Below are 22045 nucleotides of genomic sequence, written 5' to 3' on the forward strand. Positions count from 1 at the left end.
TTGCTTTCTCCTTTCCGTAGAAAATCACTTAGGAAAAGCCGAAGAAACGCTGGAACATATCGCTGGTATCCAGCGGATCTTTCTTCTTTCCCTGCTTGCCATCTGCCGGATTTTGCATCCCGGCAAAAAATGCTTTTTCAAAGGCCTCCTGCGAGAACGCCCTGCCAAAATCGGGACCAAACGGCCTTGCTCCCGCCGCCTGCTGCCGGGGACGTGCCTGCCCGCTTCCATTTGTACCAGCCTGCCGCTGCCCCTGTTGTTTCCGGTCGAGGTCATAACGGGCGCGCTTGCTGTCGTCACTCAATATCTGACAGGCCTCATTGATGAGCTTGAACTGCTCGGCAGCCGCCGCATCGCCGGGATTGAGGTCCGGATGATATTTTTTCGCCAGTTGGCGGAATGCCTTCTTGATGGCTTTTTTATCCGCATCCGGCGTCAGCCCCAGGATCTTATAGTAATCTTTCATATGCTTATCTCCAGATAATAGGAAAAGCTGTGAAAAATAGCCTGCTTTTCACAGCTTTCATCCATGGCTTATGTGCTTGTCTTAGGCAGAATATCCGCCCTCTACCTGCAGTTCAGCCATCTTGTCCTTTTTCTGTTTGAGCCAGAGTGTGAACGTGCCATTGCCGTCACCATCATCATAGACTTCCTGATAATCCACCACAAAGGCATTGGTGAAGGTGTATTTGCGTTCGACCACACCGCCCGCTACATAGGTAACCGTGACGTTGCGATAAGCTTCGGCCCGTTCTGCGGGAACCACCGACCACAGGAGCATCTGGCGGGTGCTGTCCGCAGCCGCGCCCGTGGCATTGGCCAGGATCTTGCCGGAGATGACCAAGGTCGCGCCGACATCTTTCGTGCGTGCATCGGAATCCATGGGGATATCCGTGCTGAATTTTACATGCTTCGTGCATTCCGGCTCAATGGAAAAAGGTTCCGCGCCGGTAACCTGTACCTGAAAAGACATTGTTTCTTCCTCCCTCTATCAAGCGCCAAAACCGCCGTTAAGCTGTACCGAAGTGTTGAGGTCCTTCTTCTGCTTGATATGCAGATAGAACTGACCGACACCGGCTTCATCATCCAGGTCTTCCGTATACTCCACGACAAAGGCGTTGGGGAAGGTATACTGGCGCACCATCTGTCCCGCAGCGACGACATCCACGACGGCGTTGCGGTAGCAGTCCGAACGTTCTGCCGGCACCTGCGCCCATTTGGCCACGCCCATGGTGCTGTCCACGGCCTGACCGCCCAGGGAGAAATTCATCTTGCCCCAGATCTTGACGCTGAGACGGATGTCTCTGGCTCTGGCGTTGGAATCATCCGGTGTGTCGGAGAAGAACTCCACTTTCGTGATACTGCGTTCGTCGAACGAAATCTGTTCGGCGCCGCCGGTAACATTAACTCGAAAACCCATAATCTTTATCCTCCTTTGGAATCAGGATCTTCTAAAAACATCTATGCAACTATCGCGTCAGGAGGCGCGATGAGCTGTCGTGATACGGTTGGTCTCGATGGTGAGATTGCGCATATTGCCATTGAAGGTGATATCGAGCGTGCACATGCCGTTTTCCTCGTCGATGGCATAGTCGATATCGTCGCCCACGCCGATGATGGCATTGACCATATTGCGCTTGCTGAGCCATTTGCTCTTCTGGCTGTTGGGATTGTTGCTGAAGAATTCCACGATATGGTCCTGCTTGAAATCCCCGGAAGCATGGCGCAGGACGCGTTCGATATAGGTCGTGACCTGCGTCTTGTACACCGGCTCGAATACACCGAGATTCTCATCATAGAGCAGGTTGCGGGCCTTGTAGACCATGATATTCGTGATATTGTGGCCGGCAAACACCGCATTTTCCGAGGAAAAGACAAAACCAAAGCCCCGGCGGTTGATCTCATCCTTGATGGGATTCGTGAAGCCCGTGATTTCCTTGGCCAGCGTCGTGCGTACCTGCAGTGCATGGTCGCCGGACTCAAAGTCAAAGGCCACGCCCGGCAGCTCGCTGTCCACGTCGCGGCGGAACACGTCGCGAAGGTAAGCCGGATCCTGGCAGGCCGCTTCAATGCCAGCTGCCACATAGGAAGCGTCGATATAGACACCATCAATCCAGAGTTTCATGATATCCTGCTGATCCTTGGACAGTTCCACGAGATTGTCTTCGTTGATCTTCATCTTGGCATCCAGCAGCACACCGGACTTATCCCGCGGGATAACCGTGAAGTTCGGCAGGCAGGGAATCGCATATTCGCTGTAGAGATGATCCGTCAGCGGCTGGCAACGTTCCACATATTTATCAATGCCCTCGGTGGCCATGCTGCTGAAGCTCGTCTTGTCACTCGTCTCGAAATTGAAGAAGCACTGCACCCGGAAATCCTTGAGCACATCGAGGATTGCACTCAGCGATTCCAGACTGTTGGCGCCGGTATTCTTCGGCGCGTTGTTGCCGGCAAAGCGCTGGCGGGTGATGCGGGCCTTGGCCGGACGGTCGAGTTCCAAAGATGGATAGATGGCATACCAGACGGTATTCTTGAAATCGTTCTTGGCATTGACCGTGTTGAGGAAGGTGCGCAGACGCGGCAGATAGGATGCCTGGGCCAGCTGGTCATTCTTCACGTTGGTGATGAAGAGCGACGGGCGCATCCCCTTGGTGCGGGCCGGATACTGTTCAAAGAACATGCGCACACCCAGGATCTTTTCGATCAGCGGCTTCACTGTCTTGATGAAATCATCCTTGGCCTGCTTGTAGAAATCCAGATAGGTGTTGTAGTTCTCGATTTCCTGCGCCACATCCACTTCCGAAACGATAGAAGACGGCAGCGGGCAGAAGGTGCGGGTTACGAGCGCCTTGACATAATCGTTGTGATTTTCTTCATTCAGCGCTTCGTAATCGTCTTCGATTGCCGCAATCAAGCCTTCGTTGATATTGTCGTCCAGCGTCATCAGCGCATTGGTCTCGGGCTTCGGTGCTTCGATGACTTTGAGCTCGCCGCTATCGCCCATGGTCAGCACGCCGAGTGCCAAGGCCGTATCCTGCTTATTGTTCTGATCCGTGCCCAACAGCAGGCGCGTCTTGATATCCTCAATGGCCAGCGGCAGCATGGCCATGACATTGTTGTAGTTGGTGCTGGCTTCCTCGAACATGACATTGAGCTTGTCGCCGTAATCGAGCTTCTTCGGATCGCCCTCTTCGAGTTCCACATACTTGCTGTAGACATAGCGCAGTTCCTTGCGTTCCTGCTTGATATCCTCCATGACCTTATGCGGGGAAATCAGGTCCGTGAGCTTCTCAAACTTGAAGTCCACATTCAGCAGGCCCTGCGACCGCTTCGTGTCCACCAGCGTCAAGAGCATGCGCAGGAAATCATTGTGCATGTTCAGATGAATGGCCGTGAGCAGGTCCTCTGGCACATTCTCCGGCTTTTTCAAGGTGTACATGACACGCTGGGTATTGGCATTGAAGAATGAATAGACTACCGGATCGAATTTATCCAAAAATTCCTGAAAGTCATGAACCAGCAGCTTTTCATTAAGCTCCTTGATCTTCTCATCGCTCAGGCTGTCCAGGGCCTTCGTATCCCCGACCATCGTGAGCAGGTCCAGCTTTTCGGGGTTGATTTCCTCGAACAGCATCGTGCGGTTCGTCTGCGAAATAATTTTTGCCATTTCATTAACTCCTTTTTATTTATGTTTATATAATCATACGATTAGCTAAGATTGTGGCTTGAGATCCTTTAGGACCATGGTCAGGGCCAGCTGCCCATCACCGAAGGAAAGCTGCACCGGCTCATCATAGCCCATAAAGCAGCTCGTCCCCCGCAAGACAAGTTCCCCGTCTTTGAGGACCGTCGCCCGGGAATCGTTATCCAGCCAGATGCCCTTCCGGCCGGGGTGCAGTCCCAGCCCATCCAGCTCCGGCATCGTATCCGGCAGCTGACATTCCCGGAAGATATTCCGCAAGGGCAGGGCAATATGCTCCAAATGACGGTAAAGATTGATGACGCGCACCCGATGATCGCGCCCCGACCGCGTGCGGATATCCCGGATGGTCAGTTCGCCCGTGTAATGTTCCGGCCAGGACGGACGGTTCTGAGGGATGGGCTGACGCCGTTTCGCCTGCCGGCCTGCTTTCAGCCGCAAGGCGATAAACAGTCCCACCAGCAGACAGATGCCCACGCCGCCAATCACCAGGATCAGCAGGACTGGCTGCATCGGCTGTTTCTCTGCCTTGGCTATGTCCCGTGTCACCGCTGCCGGCTGGCAATCTGCATTCCAGCCCCATTCAGCAAAAGCAGGCAGGATCCTGCCTGTGCCCTGCCAGTCCTGCGGCAATTCCACACAGATACTGCCATCCTGCACCGTCCCCGGATAATAATCATCATCCAGCCAGACCGGTATTTCCCGGCCGTTGAAAGAAGCATCCGCCACCAAAGACTGCCCGTTACCATCCACAGTTACCGGGGTAATCTTCAAAGTGACGTTCTGCGCTTCCTTATCTTCCACGACTTCTGTTTCCAGATCAGCCGCCAGCTGCGGGTAAACATCCACCGTTTCCCCGTTTTTTAGTCCTATCAGCTTGATATCCTGTGCTGGATTCTGCACCGCAAAGATGCGCAGTGCCGGGCCATCATAAACCTCCTGACCGGCATTATGACCGGTCAATTGACCACCGGCAGTTGTATCGCCTGCCTGCTTGCGGACCACGACGCGCAGATGCCGGACCGCCGCAGACGGTACGGGCATGGACAGATCCACCACGCCGCTGTTGTCCGCCGTCCGCTGCAGCTTGCCCACCGCCCAGTTCGCCTCAATCAGTCCGGCTCCCATCTGCGGGACTGCCGAGGCGTCTGGGGCCGTGGCATAGATGATATCACTTGCGTAGATATTGGCCTGCGGCGTTGTCTGCTTGCCGCCCAAAGCCAGCATATATACCTTGATGCCCCGCTCCCGGCAGGCCGTCATGGCCTCCTGGAACGCTTTGACCGAAGCTAATGTCTCGCCACTGCTGGGCAGCATGATTTCCCCATCGGTGATGATCACGATGCTGCGGGCAGCCTCCCCCTCCGTCGAAAAAGCCGCCACAGCCTGCTGCATAGCTGCTCCGGTATTGGTATAGCCCGCGTAGTTGATGGCCTGCAGGGACTTGGCCGGCAGTCCGCTCATCCCGGCCAAAGGCTGCAGCTTATTCACCTCATTGCTGTAGGCATAGATTCCCACAGAACAGTGCCGGGGCAGGATTGCACTCATCTCCAGCACCGTTTCCGGAATCAACCGCAGCGGATCTGAATCCACCATCGACTGACTGGAATCAATCAGGAAAATGACCTCCTGACGTTGCAGCTCTCTGGGCAGTGATGCCTCTGTCCGACAGCTCAACATAAAAAAGGCAGTCAACAATACTGCCAAACCTCTCCATAAAGTAGAAAAATCAATCCGTTCCGTTTCGTTTCCCCCCGACCTGTCAAATTTTTCAAAAAAAAAGTACATCAGACGCAAGTTACATGTTCCTTGACCTGATGTACTCTTTTGTACATTTTACTGTACCATTTGTATCCCTTGTGCATCCATATAATATGATACTATCAGTGATAATTAGTGTCAATTAAAGGCAAATTAAAGTTCCATAAAAAATTGATTAAAATTATACGTAAACCCATTTTTGTTAGGACTATTTTCCCTGAATAAAAAAGAAATGGTTCCAATAACTAAAAAAATAGTTATTGGAACCATTTGATAATCTTATAAAAACTTTGGCTTATTCAAGATCCAAATCAGCCGTTACCTGATAGTAATCGCAGGCATGTGAGGTATAGTTCTTGACATTTGCCTTGGAAATCATGCTCATCTTGAGGAAGGAGCAGAATACGAAGGCATGGTCATCGAGGACAACCTGCTGCATCTCCAGGGCCAGCTGGGCACGTTTGGCCGGATCGAATTCCTGGCTCAGCTGTGCTTCCAGTGCATCGAGCTTGGCACTCTGATATTTGCCCTGATTCTTGGTGGCATTGCCCGTGGCAAATACCGTGAACCAGTATTCCGGATCACCGGTCGGTGCCTGCACGTTGGCCATAGCGTAGACATCCCAGCCCTTGACATCCTTGACAGCCTGATTGTTATCAGCGGTGCAGTTGACTTCCACCTGCATGCCGATGTCCTTGAGCGTTGCCTGCGCGGATTCAGCCAGCAGCGGCAGTTCCTGACGGCTCGGATAGGTCAGCCATTTCACGATAAGCTTCTTGCCGTTCTTTTCGCGGATGCCGTCACCGTCGGTATCCACCCAGCCAGCAGCTTCGAGGACCTTCTTGGCCCCTTCCGGATCGAATTTCTCCGCTTTGACCTTGTCGCCGCCAAAGGCCGGACCTGCCGGGAATACGCCATTAGCCGGGAAGCCATTGCCATCCAGCAGCTTGGCCACGAAATTTTCCTTGTCGATGCCCATGGAGATGGCCTGACGCACTGCAGGATCGGAACATACGGAATCCGGATCGAAATTCATCTTGCCGAAGAAGCAGCGGGACGTAGCGATCTGGGAAATCGTGTATTTATCGTTGCGGAACAGCGGATAGCTTTCATAGGCCATCCCGTAAGCAGCCTGCACCTCACCGGACTGCAGGGCATTAGACAGCGTATTGCCATCCGTGATCGTGCGGATGGTCAGCTTGTCCAGCTTCGGCGTGCCGCCCCAATAATTCTCATTCTTCTTGAGCGTCAGATGGTCATCAGTCTTCATATCCACGGCGATGTACGGGCCCGTACCAGCTACGATGCCTTTGTCAAAGCCAGCATCTACATCGATGATGCAGCCATAGGGATCGCCCAGATAGTTCAAAAGTGCCGGTTTGGGTTCCTTGGTCTTGATGATGAGTTCCTGCCCATTGGCCTCAATGGAGGCAATCTTCAGGTCCTGCGCGGCCCGCTTGTTATTGGCAATCAGGTGCTCCAGGCACTGCTTGACCGCAGCCGCATCCATAGCACGGCCACTCGAGAAATTCACGCCATCCCGCAGCGTGAATTTCCAGGTCAGCGGATCGACATTCTCCCACTTCACAGCCAGCCAGGGCTGGATTTCCATATTGTCGGAGTATTTGATGAGTGTCTCACCGATACCATAGCGAATGCAGGCCCAGCCAGCATAAGCATTATGCGGGTTCACATCCGGCTCCTCATTGGAGCTGTTGAAGGTCGTATCACCGATGGTGAGCACCTTTTCCCCATTTCCCTTGCCGGCCGTGTCGTTACCGCAGCCAGTCAGTACGCCCACGCTAAGACATACGCCTAAGCCCAGTGCCAGTAATTTTTTCCATTTCATTTGTAAAAATCTCCTTCCCTTCTAAATGATCTATCCTATCACAAGACGCTGTCAATCAACTTCTTGGTATAAGCCTGTTGCGAATTGTTGATTACATCATCCGGCGTTCCTTCTTCTACAATCCGGCCATTGTGCATGACGATCACCCGGTCGCAGAAGTCCTGCACCAAGGCGATATCGTGGCAGATGAAGAGATAGGCTATGCCCCTGTCCTGCTGCAGGCGGTTCAACAGGTCCAGGACCTCTGCCTGCACGGTCACATCCAATGCCGATGTGGCTTCATCGAGGATCACGAGTTCCGGTTCGATAGCCAAAGCCCGGGCGATAGCTGCCCGCTGGCATTGGCCGCCGCTGACCTCATGAGGATAGCGGTGGGCAAATTCTTCGCCAAGGCCGCACAAGGCCAGCAGGTTCTTCGTCATATCTGCCGCCTGTTTCTTGCTTTTGCCATGATTGCTCAGGCTTTCGCTGATGCCATCGCCCAATGTGCAGCGCGGATCAAAGCTGTCCTGCGGATTTTGGAACACCATCTGCATCCGGGTATAGGCCTGTTTGAGCTTTGTGCCTTTGGCCTGCGTTATATCCTCCCCGTCCAGCATGATGCTGCCGGCATCAGCTTCCAAGAGCCGGGCAATCATGCGGGCCACAGTGGTCTTGCCGCTGCCGCTTTCACCGATGATCGCCAGCTTCTCCCCTTTCTGCAGGGAAAAGCTGACATCATCTACCGCTATGATATCCGGGCCGTCCTGACGGGAAAACACTTTTTTAAGATGCGCAACTTGCAAGATCTCGTTCATTGCGTGCCTCTGACCTCCTAAGCCGGGGCACCGCCGCCAGCAGTTTTTTCGTATAGGCAGACTGGGGATTTGCCAAAACCTCTTTGGCCTTACCATACTCCATCATCTTCCCCTGATGCAGCACGAGCATGCTGTCTGCCATGGCCCGGATTACGCCGATATTATGGGTGACAAGAATGATTGCCGTACCGAACAGCTTGCGGGCCAGCAGCATTTCCTCGATGACCTGTTTCTGCACCGTAACATCGAGGGCCGAAGTCGGCTCGTCGGCCAGCAGGATCTTCGGCCGCAGGAGCATGGCCGCCGCTACGCCGACACGCTGCTGCATGCCGCCGGACAGTTCAAAGGGATAACTGTCCCAGATGCGCTTGGGCTCGCTGAAGCCAAACTTCGTAAACAGTTCGCAGGTTTCCCGCTCCACCATTTGGGCATCCTCATGGCCATGTGCGGCCATCATTTCTTGAATCTGGACGCCCACCGTGCGGATGGGACAGAACGAATTTCCCGCCAGCTGGAAGATCATGCCGATTTCCGCACCGCAGATCTTCTGCATTTCCTTCTCGCTGATATCCGGCAAATCCAAGCCCTTATAATAGATATCCCCGCGCGTGACCAAACCATCCCGGCCCAGCATATTGAGGGCCGCTTTCAGCAGCGTGGACTTGCCGCTGCCGCTTTCGCCCACAATACCCAGGATTTCCCCCTCCTGCAGGGAAAAGCTGATATCCTGAACAGTCAAATTACCATTATAGCGGATATCCACATGTTCATAACGAATGATTTCTGACATTCCTATCTCCTGTTCTTCGGATCGAGATAATCCCGCACCGTATCGCCGAGCAGATTAAAGACCATCACCGAGAGAAAGATTGCAAAGCCCGGCGCCAAGGTCACCCACGGCTGGGTGGGCAAAAGATTACGGGTATCGCTCATCATGCTGCCCCATTCCGGGATGGGCGGCTTGGCCCCGAGTCCTAGAAAGGACAACCCGGCCAGTTCCATCATCATGGTGCCGATATCGAGCATGGCCGTCACGAGGATGGGCCCCGAGATATTGGGAATCACATGCTTGCGGATGATCTTGAAGGTGCTGCTGCCTGCCATCTGCGCCGCCTGCATGAAGGCCGCCGATTGCAGCGCCAAGGTCTGGCTGCGCGCGAGCCGCGCATATTTGGGCCAGCTGATGGCCGCCAGGGCAAAGATGGCGTTATGGACACCGCCCCCCAATACCGCTGCCACGGCCAACGCAAATACCAGGCCAGGAAATGCCAAGAACATATCGGACAGGCGCATAAGCAGGGTGTCCACCCATTTTCCCGCCCAGGCGCAGATAATGCCGATCAGGCTGCCAAAGACGGTAATAAAACCGACCAGCAATAATGTCGAGAATATACTGGTCTTGCTGCCCGCAATGACTCTGGACAGCATATCCCGGCCATAGCGGTCGGTGCCCAATAAATGCTCAGCCGAGGGAGCCGCCTTGGTCAGTGACATATCCTGCATATAGGGATCATAGGGACAGAGGTATTCGCTGAAGAATGAAGCCACGATCAGCAATACAGCCAGGGCCCCAAAGAAATAGAGCTTGCGCTGCAGGCGGTTCTGCCGCACATTCTGCACACGGATCGTCGGCGCTATCGCCTGACTCATTTGGCATTCACCCCCAGACGGATACGCGGATCAAGATGATGGTAGAGAAGATCTGCCACCAGATTGACAAACACATAGATAATGGCCATCCACATGACGTAGGCCTGAATGATGGGATAGTCGCGCATATTGATGGCATCCACGGCGAGTTTGCCCACGCCGTCCCACATGAAGATGCTCTCGATGATTGCCGTACCGCCGAGCAGGCTGCCAATGGACAATGCCAGCAATGTCATGATGGTCAGCATGGAAGCCTTCATCACATTTTTCCAGAGGATAACCTGGGCACTTATGCCGCGCGCTCTGGCCCCCAGCACATAATCCTTGTTGAGCTCTTCGAGCACCGTACTGCGCACCTGCCGCAGATATTTGGCCGACATGGCAATCGCGAGCGTCAGCGTCGGCATGATGGCACTCTTGATATCCGTGCCGCTGGAAATCACCGGCAGGATGCCCAACTGGATGCCCAAGAATTCCATCAGGAGCATGCCCACAAAGAAATTGGGCATGGCATTGCCCAGGAAACTGCCAAACCGCAGTACGATATCCGCGATCTTGTCATGGCGCACGGCTGCCAGTATGCCGCAGGGCAGGGAAATAACGACCGTCATGGCGATGGAAAGCGCCGTCAGCAATAAGGTTGCCGGCAGTTTCTTCATAAAGGCCCCCAGCACGTCTTCTCCGGTCACATAGCTTACGCCCATATTGCCATGGAACATGCCCCAGAGCCAGTTGAGATACTGCTGCAGGAAAGGCAGGTTGAGCCCCAGCGCAGCCTTTTTCTCATCGATGATTTCCTGGGCCACTTCCACGCCCCGGTTGGTATACATCTCGGTGACCGCATCACTGCCTGCCAGATACATCAGCAAAAACGATAAGAACGTAATGCCGAACAAAATCGGTATCAGCTGGATAAAGCGTTTTACCGCATAATTCATGCTTGTCAAGACCTCCCTGTTCTTTCTCTAATATTTTATGATACAGGATTTTTCCGTGAAAAATAAGCCCCCCAGGGGGATATGCGAAGCAGTTTATCCTGATCACGTGCTTTTTCGCCCTTATTATTGTCAAATAAAATATAATTTTCTATTTTTTTTAACTTATATCCCCCGGGGGAGCTTGTGAACCTTCCATAAAATTTTTATAATGATTCATGAAAGAGCAATCCCCCTTCTTGCGGTGGCTCGGTTGGATGGGGAACGCTCCCTGTGCAGAAAACAAGATCCCGTTTGTCCTCTGCAATATTAAGGCGCCGCGCAGCAGTATCCCTGCTATGCCCGGCGTCTTGTTTCATATTGGCGTAAAGGAGAGCGATAACATGTACAATCCGAAATCCAGCAAGGCGGAAGAATTCATCAACCATGAGGAAATCCTCACGTCCCTTGCTTATGCAGACCAGCACAAGAACGATACCGAGCTTATCGATGCCATCCTGGCCAAGGCACGGGAATGCAAGGGGCTTGACCACCGGGAGGCCTCCGTGCTGCTGGCCTGCGATATTCCCGCCAAGAACGAGGAGATCTATCATCTGGCCGAAGAAATCAAAAAAGAATTCTACGGCAACCGCATCGTCCTGTTCGCACCGCTTTACCTCTCCAACTACTGCATCAATGGCTGCATCTACTGTCCCTATCATGGCATTAACAAGAATATTCCCCGCGTGAAACTCAGCCAGGAACAAATCCGGGAGGAAGTCATTGCCCTGCAGGAAATGGGCCACAAGCGGCTGGCCATCGAAGCTGGCGAAGATCCGGTGAACAATCCCATCGAATACATCCTCGACTGCATTCATACCATTTATTCCGTCAAACATAAGAACGGCGCCATCCGCCGCGTCAATGTGAATATTGCCGCCACCACCGTAGAAAATTACCGCCGCCTGCACGAAGCTGGCATTGGCACTTATATCCTGTTTCAGGAAACCTATCATAAAGACTCCTATGAAGTGCTCCATCCCACCGGCCCCAAACATGATTATGCCTACCATACTGAAGCTATGGACCGCGCCATGGAAGGCGGCATTGATGATGTGGGGCTCGGCGTTCTCTTTGGCCTGGATAAATATCGCTACGAATACGCCGGTCTCCTGATGCACGCGGAGCATCTGGAAGCCAAATTCGGCGTCGGCCCCCATACCATTTCCGTGCCCAGGATATGCCCAGCCGAAGACATCGATGTGAGCACCTTCAGCAATGCTATCGATGATGACACCTTCGCCAAGATCGTCGCCTGCATCCGTATTGCCGTCCCCTATACGGGCATGATCGTTTCCACCCGCGAGTCACAAAAGTCCCGGGAACGTGTCCTGCATCTGGGCATTTCCCAGATTTCCGGCGGTTCCCGTACTTCTGTCGGCGGCTACACACAGGAAACCCGCCCCGAAGACACCGTGCAGTTTGATGTATCCGATACCCGCTCATTGGACGAAGTGATGAAGTGGCTGATCGATATGGACTATGTCCCCTCCTTCTGCACCGCCTGCTATCGGGAAGGCCGTACCGGCGACCGGTTCATGGCCCTCTGCAAGGCTAAGCAGATCCAGAACTGCTGCCTGCCCAATGCCCTGATGACGCTGAAGGAATATCTGGAAGACTACGCCTCCCCGGAAACAAAAGCCGCCGGCGAGAAGCTTATCGCCAAAAACATTCCGGAAGTAAGTAATCCCGTGGCCCAAAAGACATTGCAAACGCGTTTACAGAAAATCGAACAGGGCGAACGGGATTTCCGCTTCTAAAGAAAAACTGCCATACCACAGAACATTCTGCGGTATGGCAGTTTCCTTCATCTCATCAATCAGTTCTTATTGGTCTCTTTGATCTCATGTTTCGTCCACAGCGGATGATGTTCCTGGGCATGCTGGGCGTTGATGGTCCCGTCGCCAAACATACTGCAGAACTCCGGCCAGTTATAGATGCCCAGTGGGATATGGCCCCCGACAATGCACAGGAACAGGAATATGCCCACCACCAAATGGATGCGGTCAGCATAGAAGGCAATTTCCTTGGGCACCAGCGGCAGTGACACATAGAGCACCAAGCCGGTCAGGATGAGCAGCGTGGTGCCGACCAGCACCATAACTCCCATCATTTTCTGCCCGGAATTGAGCTTATTCATGGGCGGAACCTCATATTCCAGCATCAGGAACTTATGGATATAGCCGCCGGAAATCTTCATCCAGGCATAATCATCATCCGTCCAGGTGGTGATTTCCCGCCAGAAGGCAATTACGCGCCCGGGACAGAGCAAGAAGAACAAGGCACAGGCGATAAACAAGATCCAGCCGCCCACGATATGCACCTGCATCGCCAGATTCATGCCAGCATCTCCCAGCGGACGGAAGAACAGGATCAGCCCGGTAAAACCAGCCGGCAAAAAGCTCAAGACTAAACACCAGTGGAATAGTCTTGTCGGCAATTTATGATGCAGGATGCGCTCATTTCCTTTGAATTTTTTCATCATTCTCCCGCCTTTCTTACAGGATGCTGCGGTCTATATAATGGGTATGGAACAATTCTTCGGCCAGCGGGCTCATGGGTTGGAAGTTCAGGCTCTTATACATGTTCAACAGGCTTTGATTGTTATGGCTCTGCCGCTTCGCCTGCTTCTCATCATCCTGATAAAGCCCCGCCGTGCGCATCTTGATGTATTTCGTCCGGTCAACGACCAGATCGGTCATCGTGTAGATACCGGTCCAAAGGAAAGCGGTCACCACACCCACAAAGCCCAAAAACTCCCGGCGACTGATCTTCACGCCTTTTTCTTCATAGGAATATCGTTTCATGGTGCACCTCCTACGACCACGGCAGAATTGCCTTGAACTTGCCTGTCCATGACGTCCCCATGGGATTGATGGGCTGACCGCCGCCATTCACGCAGCCGCCCGGACAGTTCATGACTTCGATGAAATGATAGCTCGATTTCCCGGCCTTGATTTCCGCCAGCAGGGGTTCCACATTTTTCGTGCCATGAACCACCGCAATCTTCAAGGTGATTTCCTGACCGCCATCCTTGAGCTTCAACGGGATTTCGGCAGATTTCACTTCGTCCAGGCCACGCACAGGCTCATAGTCTAGGTCGGCCAGCTCCTGACCGGTCAAGACAAAGTACGCCGTGCGCAAGGCAGCCTCCATCACACCGCCCGTGGCGCCGAATATCGTTCCCGCCCCGGTATACTCTGCGAGTGGATTGTCTTTTTCCTCGGCAGGCTGCACATTGCGGATATCAATATCCAGCTTCTTGAGCAATCTTGCCAGGTCTCTGGTCGTCAGCACCACATCCGTATCCTGATAAGCAGCGGTATGTCCCTGCTTCTTCCAATAGTCCGCCGCCGCGGTAAATTCCGGCCGCGAGGCTTCCAGTTTCTTGGCGGTGCAGGGATAGACGCCCACACAGAAAATCCGCTCCGGCTCGACCTTCCAGATTTCCTTGGCACCGTAGATTTTTGCCACGGGCCCTGCCATCCCCTGCGGGGATTTCGCCGAGGACAGATGCTGGCGCAAATCCGGATGATAAAGTTCCATATACCGCACCCAGGCCGGACAGCAGGAAGTAAACTGAGGCAGCGGTCCCAACTCCTCCGTTACCGGCTTGTTCAGCACATATTTCTGGATCTTATGGATGAGTTCTGTACCTTCCTCCAGAATGGTGTTATCCGCCGCAAAATTGACATCCATGATCTTGAAACCCGCCTGTTTCAGCGCGCCATACATCTGCTCGGTTATCAGTTTCCCCGGTTCCATCCCGAACTCTTCCCCTAGCGCCACGCGCACAGCTGGCGCTACCGTGGCCACCACCGTGGTCTTGCCATCCTGCAGTTTCTCGATCACCTGATCCACCACATCCGCGGTGTCCTCAATGGCACCGAAGGGGCAATTCACCAGACACTGCCCGCACTGCAAGCAGCGGTCACTGTTGATGCGGTGATTCGCACCATAGGGGCCATCGATCGCATCAGCCGGACAAAACGATTTGCAGGTGTCACAGCCCTTGCATTTCGTTTCATCAATCCTGATGATGCTGGATAGTTCATTCTCCTGATAGGATCTTGGCATAATTTCCTTACCTCCCTGTCCCAAAAAATCTCAGTCTCTGACCATGTCAAATCCTTAAATCTATTTTAAAAAATTTCAAATATTCTCACAAGCTCCCCCGGGGGATATGAATTGCATATTTTTCCATAAAAAACAGCCTATGAAAACACACGGTTTTCATAGGCTGTTCCTATTTATCTATGCACGGTAAACACCGAGGCCAATAATTTTTTCGTATAGGGATGCTGGCAGGACTGCAGCTTATCCCCCGGCAGTTCCTCCACCACATTGCCCTTCTGCATCACCATCACCCGATGGCTAATCAGGCTCACGAGGGCCAGATCATGGCAGATGAAAATATAGCTGACACCCTTTTCCCGCTGGATCTTGGCCAGCAGCTTGGCAATGCTATCCTGCACGGACACATCAAGCGCGCTAGTGGCCTCATCGCAGATGATGATTTCCGGCTCTAAGATCAGTGCCCGGGCAATGCCGACACGCTGACGCTGACCGCCAGAAAGCTCATGCGGATAGCGCAGGGCGATTTCCGGCGCCAGTTCCACCTGCCGCAATAGGTCAACGGCCCTGGCCTCGGCTTCCTTATCACTGACGCGCTCAAAATTGCGCAAGGGCTCGCAGATGATGTCCTTGATGCGCATTTTGGGATTGAAAGCCGTCGCCGGATCCTGGAAGATCATCTGGATATGCTTGGCCATCTCCCGGCGCTTTTCGCCCGTCAGATTGGTGATATCCTCCCCCTTGAACAGGATCTTGCCGCTGGTCGCAGGATGCAGCCCCATGATCGTGCGGACGAAGGTGGACTTGCCGCAGCCGGATTCGCCTACGAGTCCCAGCGTCTCGCCCTTGTGCAGGCTGATGCTCACCTCATTGCAGGCTGTGAATCTCGTCCCATCCTTCAAGGTAAAGATTTTGCTTACCTTGTCAGTGGCGAGCAGGACTTCCTTAGCTGACATAGCGCTGACCTCCAATCTCCGGCACGGAACCCAGCAAAGTACGGGTGTATTCAGCCTGCGGATTTTTGATGATTTCATCCGTTTTGCCGTATTCCACGACCTTGCCGCCAGCCATGACCATGATCTTATCGGCCATATGGGCCGCCACGCCGATATTATGAGTGACGATGATCATGGCCGAACCGGCTTCGTGGACCACCTGCATCAGCTCATCGACGATCTGCGCCTGAGTGGTCACATCGAGCGCCGACGTCGGTTCATCTGCGAGCAGCAGCTGCGGCGAGAAAGTCAGCGCCATGGCAATGCCTACGCGCTGGCGCATGCCGCCACTGAGTTCAAAGGCATAGGAGTCCATCACGCGGGCCGGATCCGGCAGATTCATGCGGGCGAGCAGGCCGCAGGCCTTTTTCACGGCCTCACTATGGCTCAGCTTGCTATGCAGCTGGATGTATTCCACAAACTGCCGGCCGATGGTCTGCACAGGATTGAGCATATTTCCGCTGTCCTGGAAGATCATGGCCATATCCTTGCCCCGGATGGCGAGCCATTCCTTATTCGAGAGATGCGCGATATCGCGGCCGTTGAAGTTGATTTCCCCGGCAGATACCTGCCCCGTGCCCGAAAGGCAGCCTAAGATAGCGCGAATCACAGAAGTCTTGCCACTGCCGGATTCACCGACAATGGCCATGATTTCCCCGGCTGACAAGTCAAAATTGACATTTGCCACGGTGTTTTTGCCTTGATAGTCAATAGCAAGCTCTTTTACATTCAACAACATGATTTATCCCTTATTTACCAGCCGGTTTGATGATATTCGTGATCCAATAGTAGTCAGACGGATACATCTTCACATTGGCCAGAGCCTTGTTGCTGACGATATTGGTCTGCGGATAGCCCAGGAACAGAGCCGCACCATCATTAAGCAGGATCTGCTGGATGTCGATGATCAGCTGACGACGTTTGCTCTTGTCAAATTCAGCGGCCAGTTCATTGAACTTAGCGTCGAGGGCCGGATTGCTGTAACCGGAACCATTCTGCGGATTATCGCCATTGTGGTTGGTCTTCCAATACCAGGACAGGAAGATTTCCGGATCGCCCGTGTTGGCCGTCGTGATGTTGGAAATCAAGAGGTCATATTCGCCCTTGATGCCCATCTGGTCTACAAGATTGTAATCCACGGTCTTTATATTGATGTCAAAGCCCAGCTTCTTGAGGTCAGCCTGCACAGCTTCGGCATAGAGCGGCAGTTCGGCGCGGCTGTTGTAGACCACGAAGTCCAGCTTCAGCGGCTGGCCATCCTTTTCGCGGATGCCATCGCCATTGGTATCCTTCCAGCCAGCTTCATCGAGGAGCTTGGCTGCCCGTTCCGGATTGTAGGCGTTAGGATCGGTCAGCTGGTCAAAGCCATAGTCCATGGATGGCGGTACCGGAGCCTTGCCCGGCAGGAAGGTGCCCTTCAGGAGTACATTATTGTAAGTTTCCCGGTCGCAGCCGCAGATCAGTGCAGCACGCACCTTGTCATCCTTCAGGATGCCCTTATGGTTCAGACGGGCCAGCACCGTACGCAGGGAGGAAATCTCATCCACGAAGAACTTGTCGTTGCCGCGGAACGTATCCATATCGCCAGCGGCAATGTTCACGGCCATATCCACCTCGCCGGACTGCAGCGCCATAGCGCGGGTGTTCGGATCGTCGATGGACGGGATCTCTACGGTTTCAAACGGCACTTCGCCATCCCAATAGTTCGGGTTCTTCTTCATCACGGCCTTTTCCTTCACGAAGGATTCCACCATATAGGGGCCGGTGCAGATGGGGCCTTCCTTGGCAAAGTCACGGCTGCCCTCAGCGCTGGTATCCACGATGATGAACAGGGGATCGGCCAAAAAGCCCGGCATATTCGGCATGGGCTTTTCCGTCACGATGGTCAGTGTCTGGCCTTCGGCCTTGATTTCCTTGTACTTGAAGAAAGTCGCGGCGCGGTTGTTCTTCTCGAAAGCGCGTTCGATGGATTTCTTGACCGCATCAGCCGTCAGCGGATTGCCATTGGAGAACTTCACGCCCTCACGAATCTTGAATGTCCAGGTCGTATGGTCATCGCTGATGCTCCAGCTTTCAGCCAGCCAGGGCTGCACGTTCATCTTCTCGTCAAATTTCGTCAGGCATTCGCCCAGGCCATAGCGCATGACCACCCAGCCAAAGAAATTCTGCGTAGGCTCTAAGGTATCGGCAAAATTCGTCACACCAACCTTGAGCACGCCCTTATCCACCGAGCTGCTGTTATCCGCACCGCAGCCGGCCAGCATCACAGTCAGAGCCGCACCGCAGAGACCAAGGCTCACGGCTTTCCATAACTTCTTCGCGTTAAAAATCTTCATTTCTCAAAACTTCCCCTTTGCTAAAATAGTTTATTCCTGCCGTGGGTCGAGCACATCCCGCAGGCTGTCTCCCCACAGATTGAATATCGCCACCACGATAAAAATAGCCAGCCCTGGATAAATCATCAGCCAGGGTGCCGACTGGATATACTGCCGCCCCTCATTGAGCATCAGTCCCCATTCCGGTGTCGGCGGCTGGGCGCCAAAGCCCAGGAAGGACAAGCCGGCAATCTCCATCATCATCGTGCCGATGTCCATGGCCCCGGTGATCACCACCATAGGCAGGACATTGGGCAGGATATGACGCCAGAGAATGCTCGCCGTACGCGCGCCCTGAATCTTGGCGGCCAAAATGAAATCCTGGCCGCGCAGGCGGATGACCAGGCTCCTGACCAGCCGCGCGTATTTGGCCCAGCTCACCACCAGCAGAGCCAGGATGGTATTGACCACACTGCCGCCCAGGATACCGGCAATGGCGATGGCCAGCACGATGCCGGGGAACGCCAGCATCATATCCGCAAAGCGCATCAGGATCGTTTCCAGCCAGCCGCCGAAGTAACCGGCCAATACTCCCACCAATGTGCCTACGACGGCAATCAGGGCCACCAGGCACAAAGCCATAAACAGGGAAATCTGCGTGCCGCAGAGTATGCGGGAGAAAATATCCCGCCCCAGTTTATCCGTACCGAGTACATGCTGGGCCGACGGCGTCTGCAGGACCAGCTTCATATCGCCGGCCATGGGATCCTGCGGCGCCAGGAAGGGCGCAAACAACGCCAATAGCACGATCAATGCGACCAGCGCCGTATAGAAGGCAAATAATTTATTTTCCCGAAAAACCGTCATGCCCTGCCCTCCTTTTTCAGCCGCGGATCCAGATAGACATAGGATAGATCCACCAGCGCATTGATGCCCATGTAGACGATAGAAATCCAGAGCACGAAGCCTTCAATCAGCGGATAATCACGCATGGAAATCGCCCGCACCGCCATATTGCCGATGCCCGGCCAGGAGAACACCATCTCGATGACGGCCACACCGCCCAGCAGCCAGCCAATGGACATGCCGAGCAGGGTAATCAATGGCAATACGGCATTGGGCAGCACATGCTTCCAAAGGATGGCCTGCTCCGAAAGGCCTCTGGCCCGGGCGCCCACCACATAATCCTGCCGCAGTTCTTCCAGAAATACCGTGCGCACCTGACGGATGTACTTGGAAGACATATAGAGCGCCAGCGTCAGCGCAGGCAGTACGATGCCCTCCGCCGTCACGGCGGATTTGGCTATTGGGAACCAGCCCAGCCTCAGGCCAAACACATAGAGAAAGATCAGACCAATCCAAAAGCTCGGCATGGACACGCCGATAAAGGACACGCCCCGCACCAGATAATCCTGCCAGCCATTGCGGTGTACCGCCGACCAGATGCCCAAGGGCAGGGAAATCAGCAGCACGAACACGATGGTCACAGCCGCCAGCGTCAATGTTCCGGCAAAGCCCTCCAACAACTTGTCCGTCACCGGTTTCTTGGCCGAATAGGACATGCCCATATCCCCATGCAGCACGCCCCCGGCCCAGTTGGCATACTGCACCAGAAAGGGCTTGTCCAGACCTAATTCCGCACGCGTCTTGTCCAAAGTCTCCTGGGACACGATGGTATCCCCAGCCTCTAAGAGCATCGCCGCCGGATCCCCCGGCGCCAGATAGGTCAGGCAAAAGGTCAAAAAGCTGACGCCTACAAGCGTCACCAGCATTTGTGACATCTTGCCGATGATTTTTTGCAAAACATCCCACTCCTCATAAAAAATAATATAAAAAAGCCTGTCCGCATAAAAACAGACAGGCTCACCATAAACTACTCCAGCAAAATCCCCATCCCCATCGCTCGCGGGTATCGGGAGCCGCAGTGCAGCTCCCAGCGGTGATTATCAATCCGGCAGTTCTCCTGGCTCCAGTTCATCATCATATCGCGCCTTCCCGAAAGTGCTTTGCCCCTTTCAGTGACCTAAATGCCATATGACTCCCTGTTACAGTGGCGGGACCGCGCTGGCTTATACCAGCTTCTCTATTAAGTCTTCCGACACCGGATTCAATCCATATTCAGCTGTAATCGTATGATAAATATCACAAACATGCACAATTTTATCATCATCATGGACCTGTGTCAAGTCTCATAGGCTGCCTGCGGCCGGCTGCGCCACAAACGCCAGAGCAGGAAGGACGCACAGCCAGCCCGGATGGACTGGTCGATAGCCAATGCCAGCCATGCCCCAGCAAGTCCCAGCTCCAATACCTGCAGGAAAAAAGCCGTGATCAGCGGCCGCAGGAACGCGATGCTCACAAAGGAATAAGCCGCGACCTGGCTGGTCTGCCCGCTCCCGCGCAGGACGCCCGCACAGACCATCGCATGCGCTTCGGGGAAGCTCACCGCGGCCACAAAGATCATGATCATCGCGCCCAAGGGCAAAAGCTCAGCCTCATGGGAATAGAGGCTGAAGATTTCTTCCCGCAGGGCAAATGTCAGCACAAAGGAAACCATAGAGAACAGTACGCTCCACTTAAGCCCGGCTCTGAGCTGGCGCTGCCAATAAGCCCAATCCCCCGCCCCATGCGCATGGCCGGCCATGACCATATTGGCCTTGCCCAAGCCGCCAGCAAAGCAGTAATAGAAATCGCAAAAGTTCATGCAGATGGCATGCACCGCATAAGCCGCTGTCCCCAGCTCTGCCACCATGCGGGTATAGAGCACCATGCCAATGCGCTCAAAGCCCTGTTCGCTGAACACGCCTGCAAACACGGGCAGGAACTCCCGGAAGTATTCCCGCGTCGGCAGGAAGCGTCCCCAGCCGGCCCATTCGCTCTGCCGCAGCTGCCAGCCCGTTGCCGCCAGTGTCCAGCTCGTGCCCATTACCGTCCCGATAGCCGCGCCCACAACGCCCAGCTCGGGAAATGGCCCCAGTCCGAAGATGAACAAGGCATTGCCGATAATGTTGACAACATTTCCCTGCACATTGGCGCTCATCACCTGTCTGGTATGTCCATAACCCAGCTGCACCGCCTGTAAGATTGTAGACAGCGTGGTCAAAAACACGCCCAGCAGGGCAATATCCCCATAGGACAGGGCCGCTGCCATATAATCCTCCTTGGCCCCCATCCAGCTCAGGATTCCCTCCAGGTGCCAGAAGAACAGCAGATGCAGCGCCCCCATCAGGATAATCATGCAAAAAAGTGTCCGCGAGAGCAGTGCAGGCACCTCCGAAAGCTTTTGCGCCCCAAACTTCCGGGCGGTCAGCAAGGTCAGCACCGAAGCCACCGAACGCACCACGCATAAGAGCATCATGCGTGGCTGGGTAAAGATGCTCACCGCCGCAATCGCCGACGTGCCCAATGCGCCCACCATAATGATATCCACCGAGCTCAGAAGCACCATGAACAGTCCTTCCCAAGCGGCAGGCATCGCAATCCCCAAATAATGTCTGTCTTCATCCTTCAAGCGCACGCCATCACTCCTTATCACCGAAAATCAGTATCAATTCCATGATAGCAAGTGCGACAACAACTCCACAAGCCCCCCGGGGGGATATAAAAATTGCAGTTTGTCGGTTAGTTCGTGCCAAAATAATCCCGCACATACGCAGTCAGGGGTGAACGGGGGCGTACTTTTGCTGTTTCCGCTAAACGACCCTCCCTGCAAATTTAGAGCTGTTTAGCTGGATGCGCCGGGCAGGCCAACGGCGCGTCTTTCAGCGTGCTATCTAGCAACTTTTTCTGTCGGGCCGGTCTTCGCTGCGCTCAGACTGTCGCTCCCACAGCAAAAGCACGCCCCCGTTCGCCCCAAGATACGAAATCTGCAATTGGCACGAACCGTTGCTCCCGTAACAAGAACATCGATGTACTTGTTACTTACAG

General features: G+C 54.1%; 20 protein-coding genes and 1 riboswitch. Of the genes, 1 reads left to right on the top strand and 19 read right to left on the bottom strand.

From position 1 onward, the window contains the following. Positions 1–28 precede the first annotated feature (28 nt). The 10 genes from BLQ59_RS11640 to nikB (BLQ59_RS11685) form a co-directional block, all read right to left on the bottom strand. Positions 29–466, bottom strand: a complete 438-nt coding sequence (locus tag BLQ59_RS11640; RefSeq protein WP_074573049.1) for a DnaJ domain-containing protein — start codon at positions 464–466, stop codon at positions 29–31. 81 nt (positions 467–547) lie between these two features. Beyond that, entirely contained in the window at positions 548–973 is a 426-nt protein-coding gene (locus BLQ59_RS11645; RefSeq protein ID WP_014423949.1) for a hypothetical protein, read from the bottom strand. Between the two features lie 18 nt (positions 974–991). Further along, a complete protein-coding gene (locus BLQ59_RS11650) occupies positions 992–1420 on the bottom strand; it encodes a hypothetical protein (protein WP_014423948.1) in 429 nt (142 codons plus the stop codon). A gap of 57 nt (positions 1421–1477) precedes the next feature. Next, entirely contained in the window at positions 1478–3670 is a 2193-nt protein-coding gene (locus tag BLQ59_RS11655) for a transcriptional regulator (protein WP_074573050.1), read from the bottom strand. 45 nt (positions 3671–3715) lie between these two features. Then, positions 3716–5383: a vWA domain-containing protein gene (locus BLQ59_RS11660; RefSeq protein WP_176756798.1), complete on the bottom strand. Its 1668-nt coding sequence runs from the start codon at positions 5381–5383 to the stop codon at positions 3716–3718. Positions 5384–5759: 376 nt separating this feature from the next. Then, positions 5760–7313, bottom strand: a complete 1554-nt coding sequence (locus BLQ59_RS11665; protein WP_074573052.1) for an ABC transporter substrate-binding protein — start codon at positions 7311–7313, stop codon at positions 5760–5762. Between the two features lie 38 nt (positions 7314–7351). Then, positions 7352–8110, bottom strand: coding sequence for an ABC transporter ATP-binding protein (locus tag BLQ59_RS11670; RefSeq protein WP_074573053.1), 759 nt, complete (start codon positions 8108–8110; stop codon positions 7352–7354). Next, a complete protein-coding gene (locus tag BLQ59_RS11675; protein ID WP_074573054.1) occupies positions 8079–8900 on the bottom strand; it encodes an ABC transporter ATP-binding protein in 822 nt (273 codons plus the stop codon). Before BLQ59_RS11675 ends, BLQ59_RS11670 begins: the two co-directional genes overlap by 32 nt. A 2-nt stretch (positions 8901–8902) precedes the next feature. Then, complete coding sequence (gene nikC / locus BLQ59_RS11680; RefSeq protein WP_014423942.1) at positions 8903–9760, bottom strand: nickel transporter permease; 858 nt, start codon at positions 9758–9760, stop codon at positions 8903–8905. Further along, the gene (nikB, locus tag BLQ59_RS11685) at positions 9757–10698 is read right to left on the bottom strand and encodes a nickel ABC transporter permease (protein WP_074573055.1); all 942 of its coding nucleotides are present in this window, start codon (positions 10696–10698) and stop codon (positions 9757–9759) included. Before nikB (BLQ59_RS11685) ends, nikC (BLQ59_RS11680) begins: the two co-directional genes overlap by 4 nt. Before the next feature lie 380 nt (positions 10699–11078). Here nikB (BLQ59_RS11685) and hydG point away from each other — a divergent pair, with 380 nt between their 5' ends. Further along, positions 11079–12494, top strand: a complete 1416-nt coding sequence (hydG, locus tag BLQ59_RS11690; RefSeq protein ID WP_074573061.1) for a [FeFe] hydrogenase H-cluster radical SAM maturase HydG — start codon at positions 11079–11081, stop codon at positions 12492–12494. 59 nt (positions 12495–12553) lie between these two features. Here hydG and BLQ59_RS11695 read toward each other — a convergent pair whose 3' ends face one another. The 9 genes from BLQ59_RS11695 to BLQ59_RS11735 form a co-directional block, all read right to left on the bottom strand. Continuing rightward, positions 12554–13219 carry a cytochrome b/b6 domain-containing protein gene (locus BLQ59_RS11695; RefSeq protein WP_256324667.1) on the bottom strand — a complete coding sequence of 222 codons (666 nt, stop codon included), beginning with the start codon at positions 13217–13219 and terminating at the stop codon, positions 12554–12556. A 13-nt stretch (positions 13220–13232) separates the two neighbouring features. Beyond that, positions 13233–13541, bottom strand: coding sequence for an iron hydrogenase small subunit (locus BLQ59_RS11700; RefSeq protein ID WP_014423938.1), 309 nt, complete (start codon positions 13539–13541; stop codon positions 13233–13235). 10 nt (positions 13542–13551) lie between these two features. Then, positions 13552–14811: a [FeFe] hydrogenase, group A gene (locus BLQ59_RS11705; protein WP_014423937.1), complete on the bottom strand. Its 1260-nt coding sequence runs from the start codon at positions 14809–14811 to the stop codon at positions 13552–13554. A gap of 173 nt (positions 14812–14984) precedes the next feature. After that, entirely contained in the window at positions 14985–15764 is a 780-nt protein-coding gene (locus BLQ59_RS11710; protein WP_074573056.1) for an ABC transporter ATP-binding protein, read from the bottom strand. Further along, on the bottom strand, positions 15754–16542 hold the full coding sequence (locus BLQ59_RS11715) for an ABC transporter ATP-binding protein (RefSeq protein ID WP_014423935.1): 789 nt from the start codon (positions 16540–16542) through the stop codon (positions 15754–15756). The genes BLQ59_RS11710 and BLQ59_RS11715 overlap by 11 nt, the downstream gene beginning before the upstream one ends. Positions 16543–16552: 10 nt before the next feature. Further along, a complete protein-coding gene (locus BLQ59_RS11720) occupies positions 16553–18139 on the bottom strand; it encodes an ABC transporter substrate-binding protein (protein ID WP_074573057.1) in 1587 nt (528 codons plus the stop codon). Between the two features lie 30 nt (positions 18140–18169). Next, positions 18170–18985, bottom strand: coding sequence for a nickel transporter permease (gene nikC / locus BLQ59_RS11725; RefSeq protein ID WP_014423933.1), 816 nt, complete (start codon positions 18983–18985; stop codon positions 18170–18172). Next, positions 18982–19920 (bottom strand): nickel ABC transporter permease, encoded by a 939-nt coding sequence (gene nikB, locus BLQ59_RS11730; protein WP_014423932.1) that lies wholly within the window; start codon positions 19918–19920, stop codon positions 18982–18984. The genes nikC (BLQ59_RS11725) and nikB (BLQ59_RS11730) overlap by 4 nt, the downstream gene beginning before the upstream one ends. A 134-nt stretch (positions 19921–20054) precedes the next feature. Then, a riboswitch (cobalamin riboswitch) is annotated at positions 20055–20239 on the bottom strand. A gap of 61 nt (positions 20240–20300) precedes the next feature. Beyond that, on the bottom strand, positions 20301–21635 hold the full coding sequence (locus BLQ59_RS11735) for an MATE family efflux transporter (RefSeq protein WP_218122901.1): 1335 nt from the start codon (positions 21633–21635) through the stop codon (positions 20301–20303). Between the last annotated feature and the right edge of the window lie 410 nt (positions 21636–22045).

This window comes from Pseudoselenomonas ruminantium, assembly GCF_900104055.1.
Taxonomy (GTDB): Bacteria; Bacillota; Negativicutes; order Selenomonadales; family Selenomonadaceae; genus Selenomonas_A; species Selenomonas_A ruminantium_C.

Bases quoted from the DNA above. Each gene is read 5' to 3' on its own strand.
- BLQ59_RS11655 (WP_074573050.1), bottom strand. From the start codon at position 3,670: ATGGCAAAAATTATTTCGCAGACGAACCGCACGATGCTGTTCGAGGAA.
- BLQ59_RS11710 (WP_074573056.1), bottom strand. From the start codon at position 15,764: ATGTCAGCTAAGGAAGTCCTGCTCGCCACTGACAAGGTAAGCAAAATC.
- BLQ59_RS11675 (WP_074573054.1), bottom strand. From the start codon at position 8,900: ATGTCAGAAATCATTCGTTATGAACATGTGGATATCCGCTATAATGGT.
- BLQ59_RS11670 (WP_074573053.1), bottom strand. From the start codon at position 8,110: ATGAACGAGATCTTGCAAGTTGCGCATCTTAAAAAAGTGTTTTCCCGT.
- BLQ59_RS11665 (WP_074573052.1), bottom strand. From the start codon at position 7,313: ATGAAATGGAAAAAATTACTGGCACTGGGCTTAGGCGTATGTCTTAGC.
- BLQ59_RS11695 (WP_256324667.1), bottom strand. From the start codon at position 13,219: ATGATGAAAAAATTCAAAGGAAATGAGCGCATCCTGCATCATAAATTG.
- nikC (WP_014423933.1), bottom strand. From the start codon at position 18,985: ATGACGGTTTTTCGGGAAAATAAATTATTTGCCTTCTATACGGCGCTG.
- BLQ59_RS11700 (WP_014423938.1), bottom strand. From the start codon at position 13,541: ATGAAACGATATTCCTATGAAGAAAAAGGCGTGAAGATCAGTCGCCGG.
- BLQ59_RS11650 (WP_014423948.1), bottom strand. From the start codon at position 1,420: ATGGGTTTTCGAGTTAATGTTACCGGCGGCGCCGAACAGATTTCGTTC.
- BLQ59_RS11715 (WP_014423935.1), bottom strand. From the start codon at position 16,542: ATGTTGTTGAATGTAAAAGAGCTTGCTATTGACTATCAAGGCAAAAAC.
- BLQ59_RS11705 (WP_014423937.1), bottom strand. From the start codon at position 14,811: ATGCCAAGATCCTATCAGGAGAATGAACTATCCAGCATCATCAGGATT.
- hydG (WP_074573061.1), top strand. From the start codon at position 11,079: ATGTACAATCCGAAATCCAGCAAGGCGGAAGAATTCATCAACCATGAG.
- BLQ59_RS11640 (WP_074573049.1), bottom strand. From the start codon at position 466: ATGAAAGATTACTATAAGATCCTGGGGCTGACGCCGGATGCGGATAAA.
- nikC (WP_014423942.1), bottom strand. From the start codon at position 9,760: ATGAGTCAGGCGATAGCGCCGACGATCCGTGTGCAGAATGTGCGGCAG.
- BLQ59_RS11720 (WP_074573057.1), bottom strand. From the start codon at position 18,139: ATGAAGATTTTTAACGCGAAGAAGTTATGGAAAGCCGTGAGCCTTGGT.
- nikB (WP_074573055.1), bottom strand. From the start codon at position 10,698: ATGAATTATGCGGTAAAACGCTTTATCCAGCTGATACCGATTTTGTTC.
- BLQ59_RS11645 (WP_014423949.1), bottom strand. From the start codon at position 973: ATGTCTTTTCAGGTACAGGTTACCGGCGCGGAACCTTTTTCCATTGAG.
- BLQ59_RS11660 (WP_176756798.1), bottom strand. From the start codon at position 5,383: ATGTTGAGCTGTCGGACAGAGGCATCACTGCCCAGAGAGCTGCAACGT.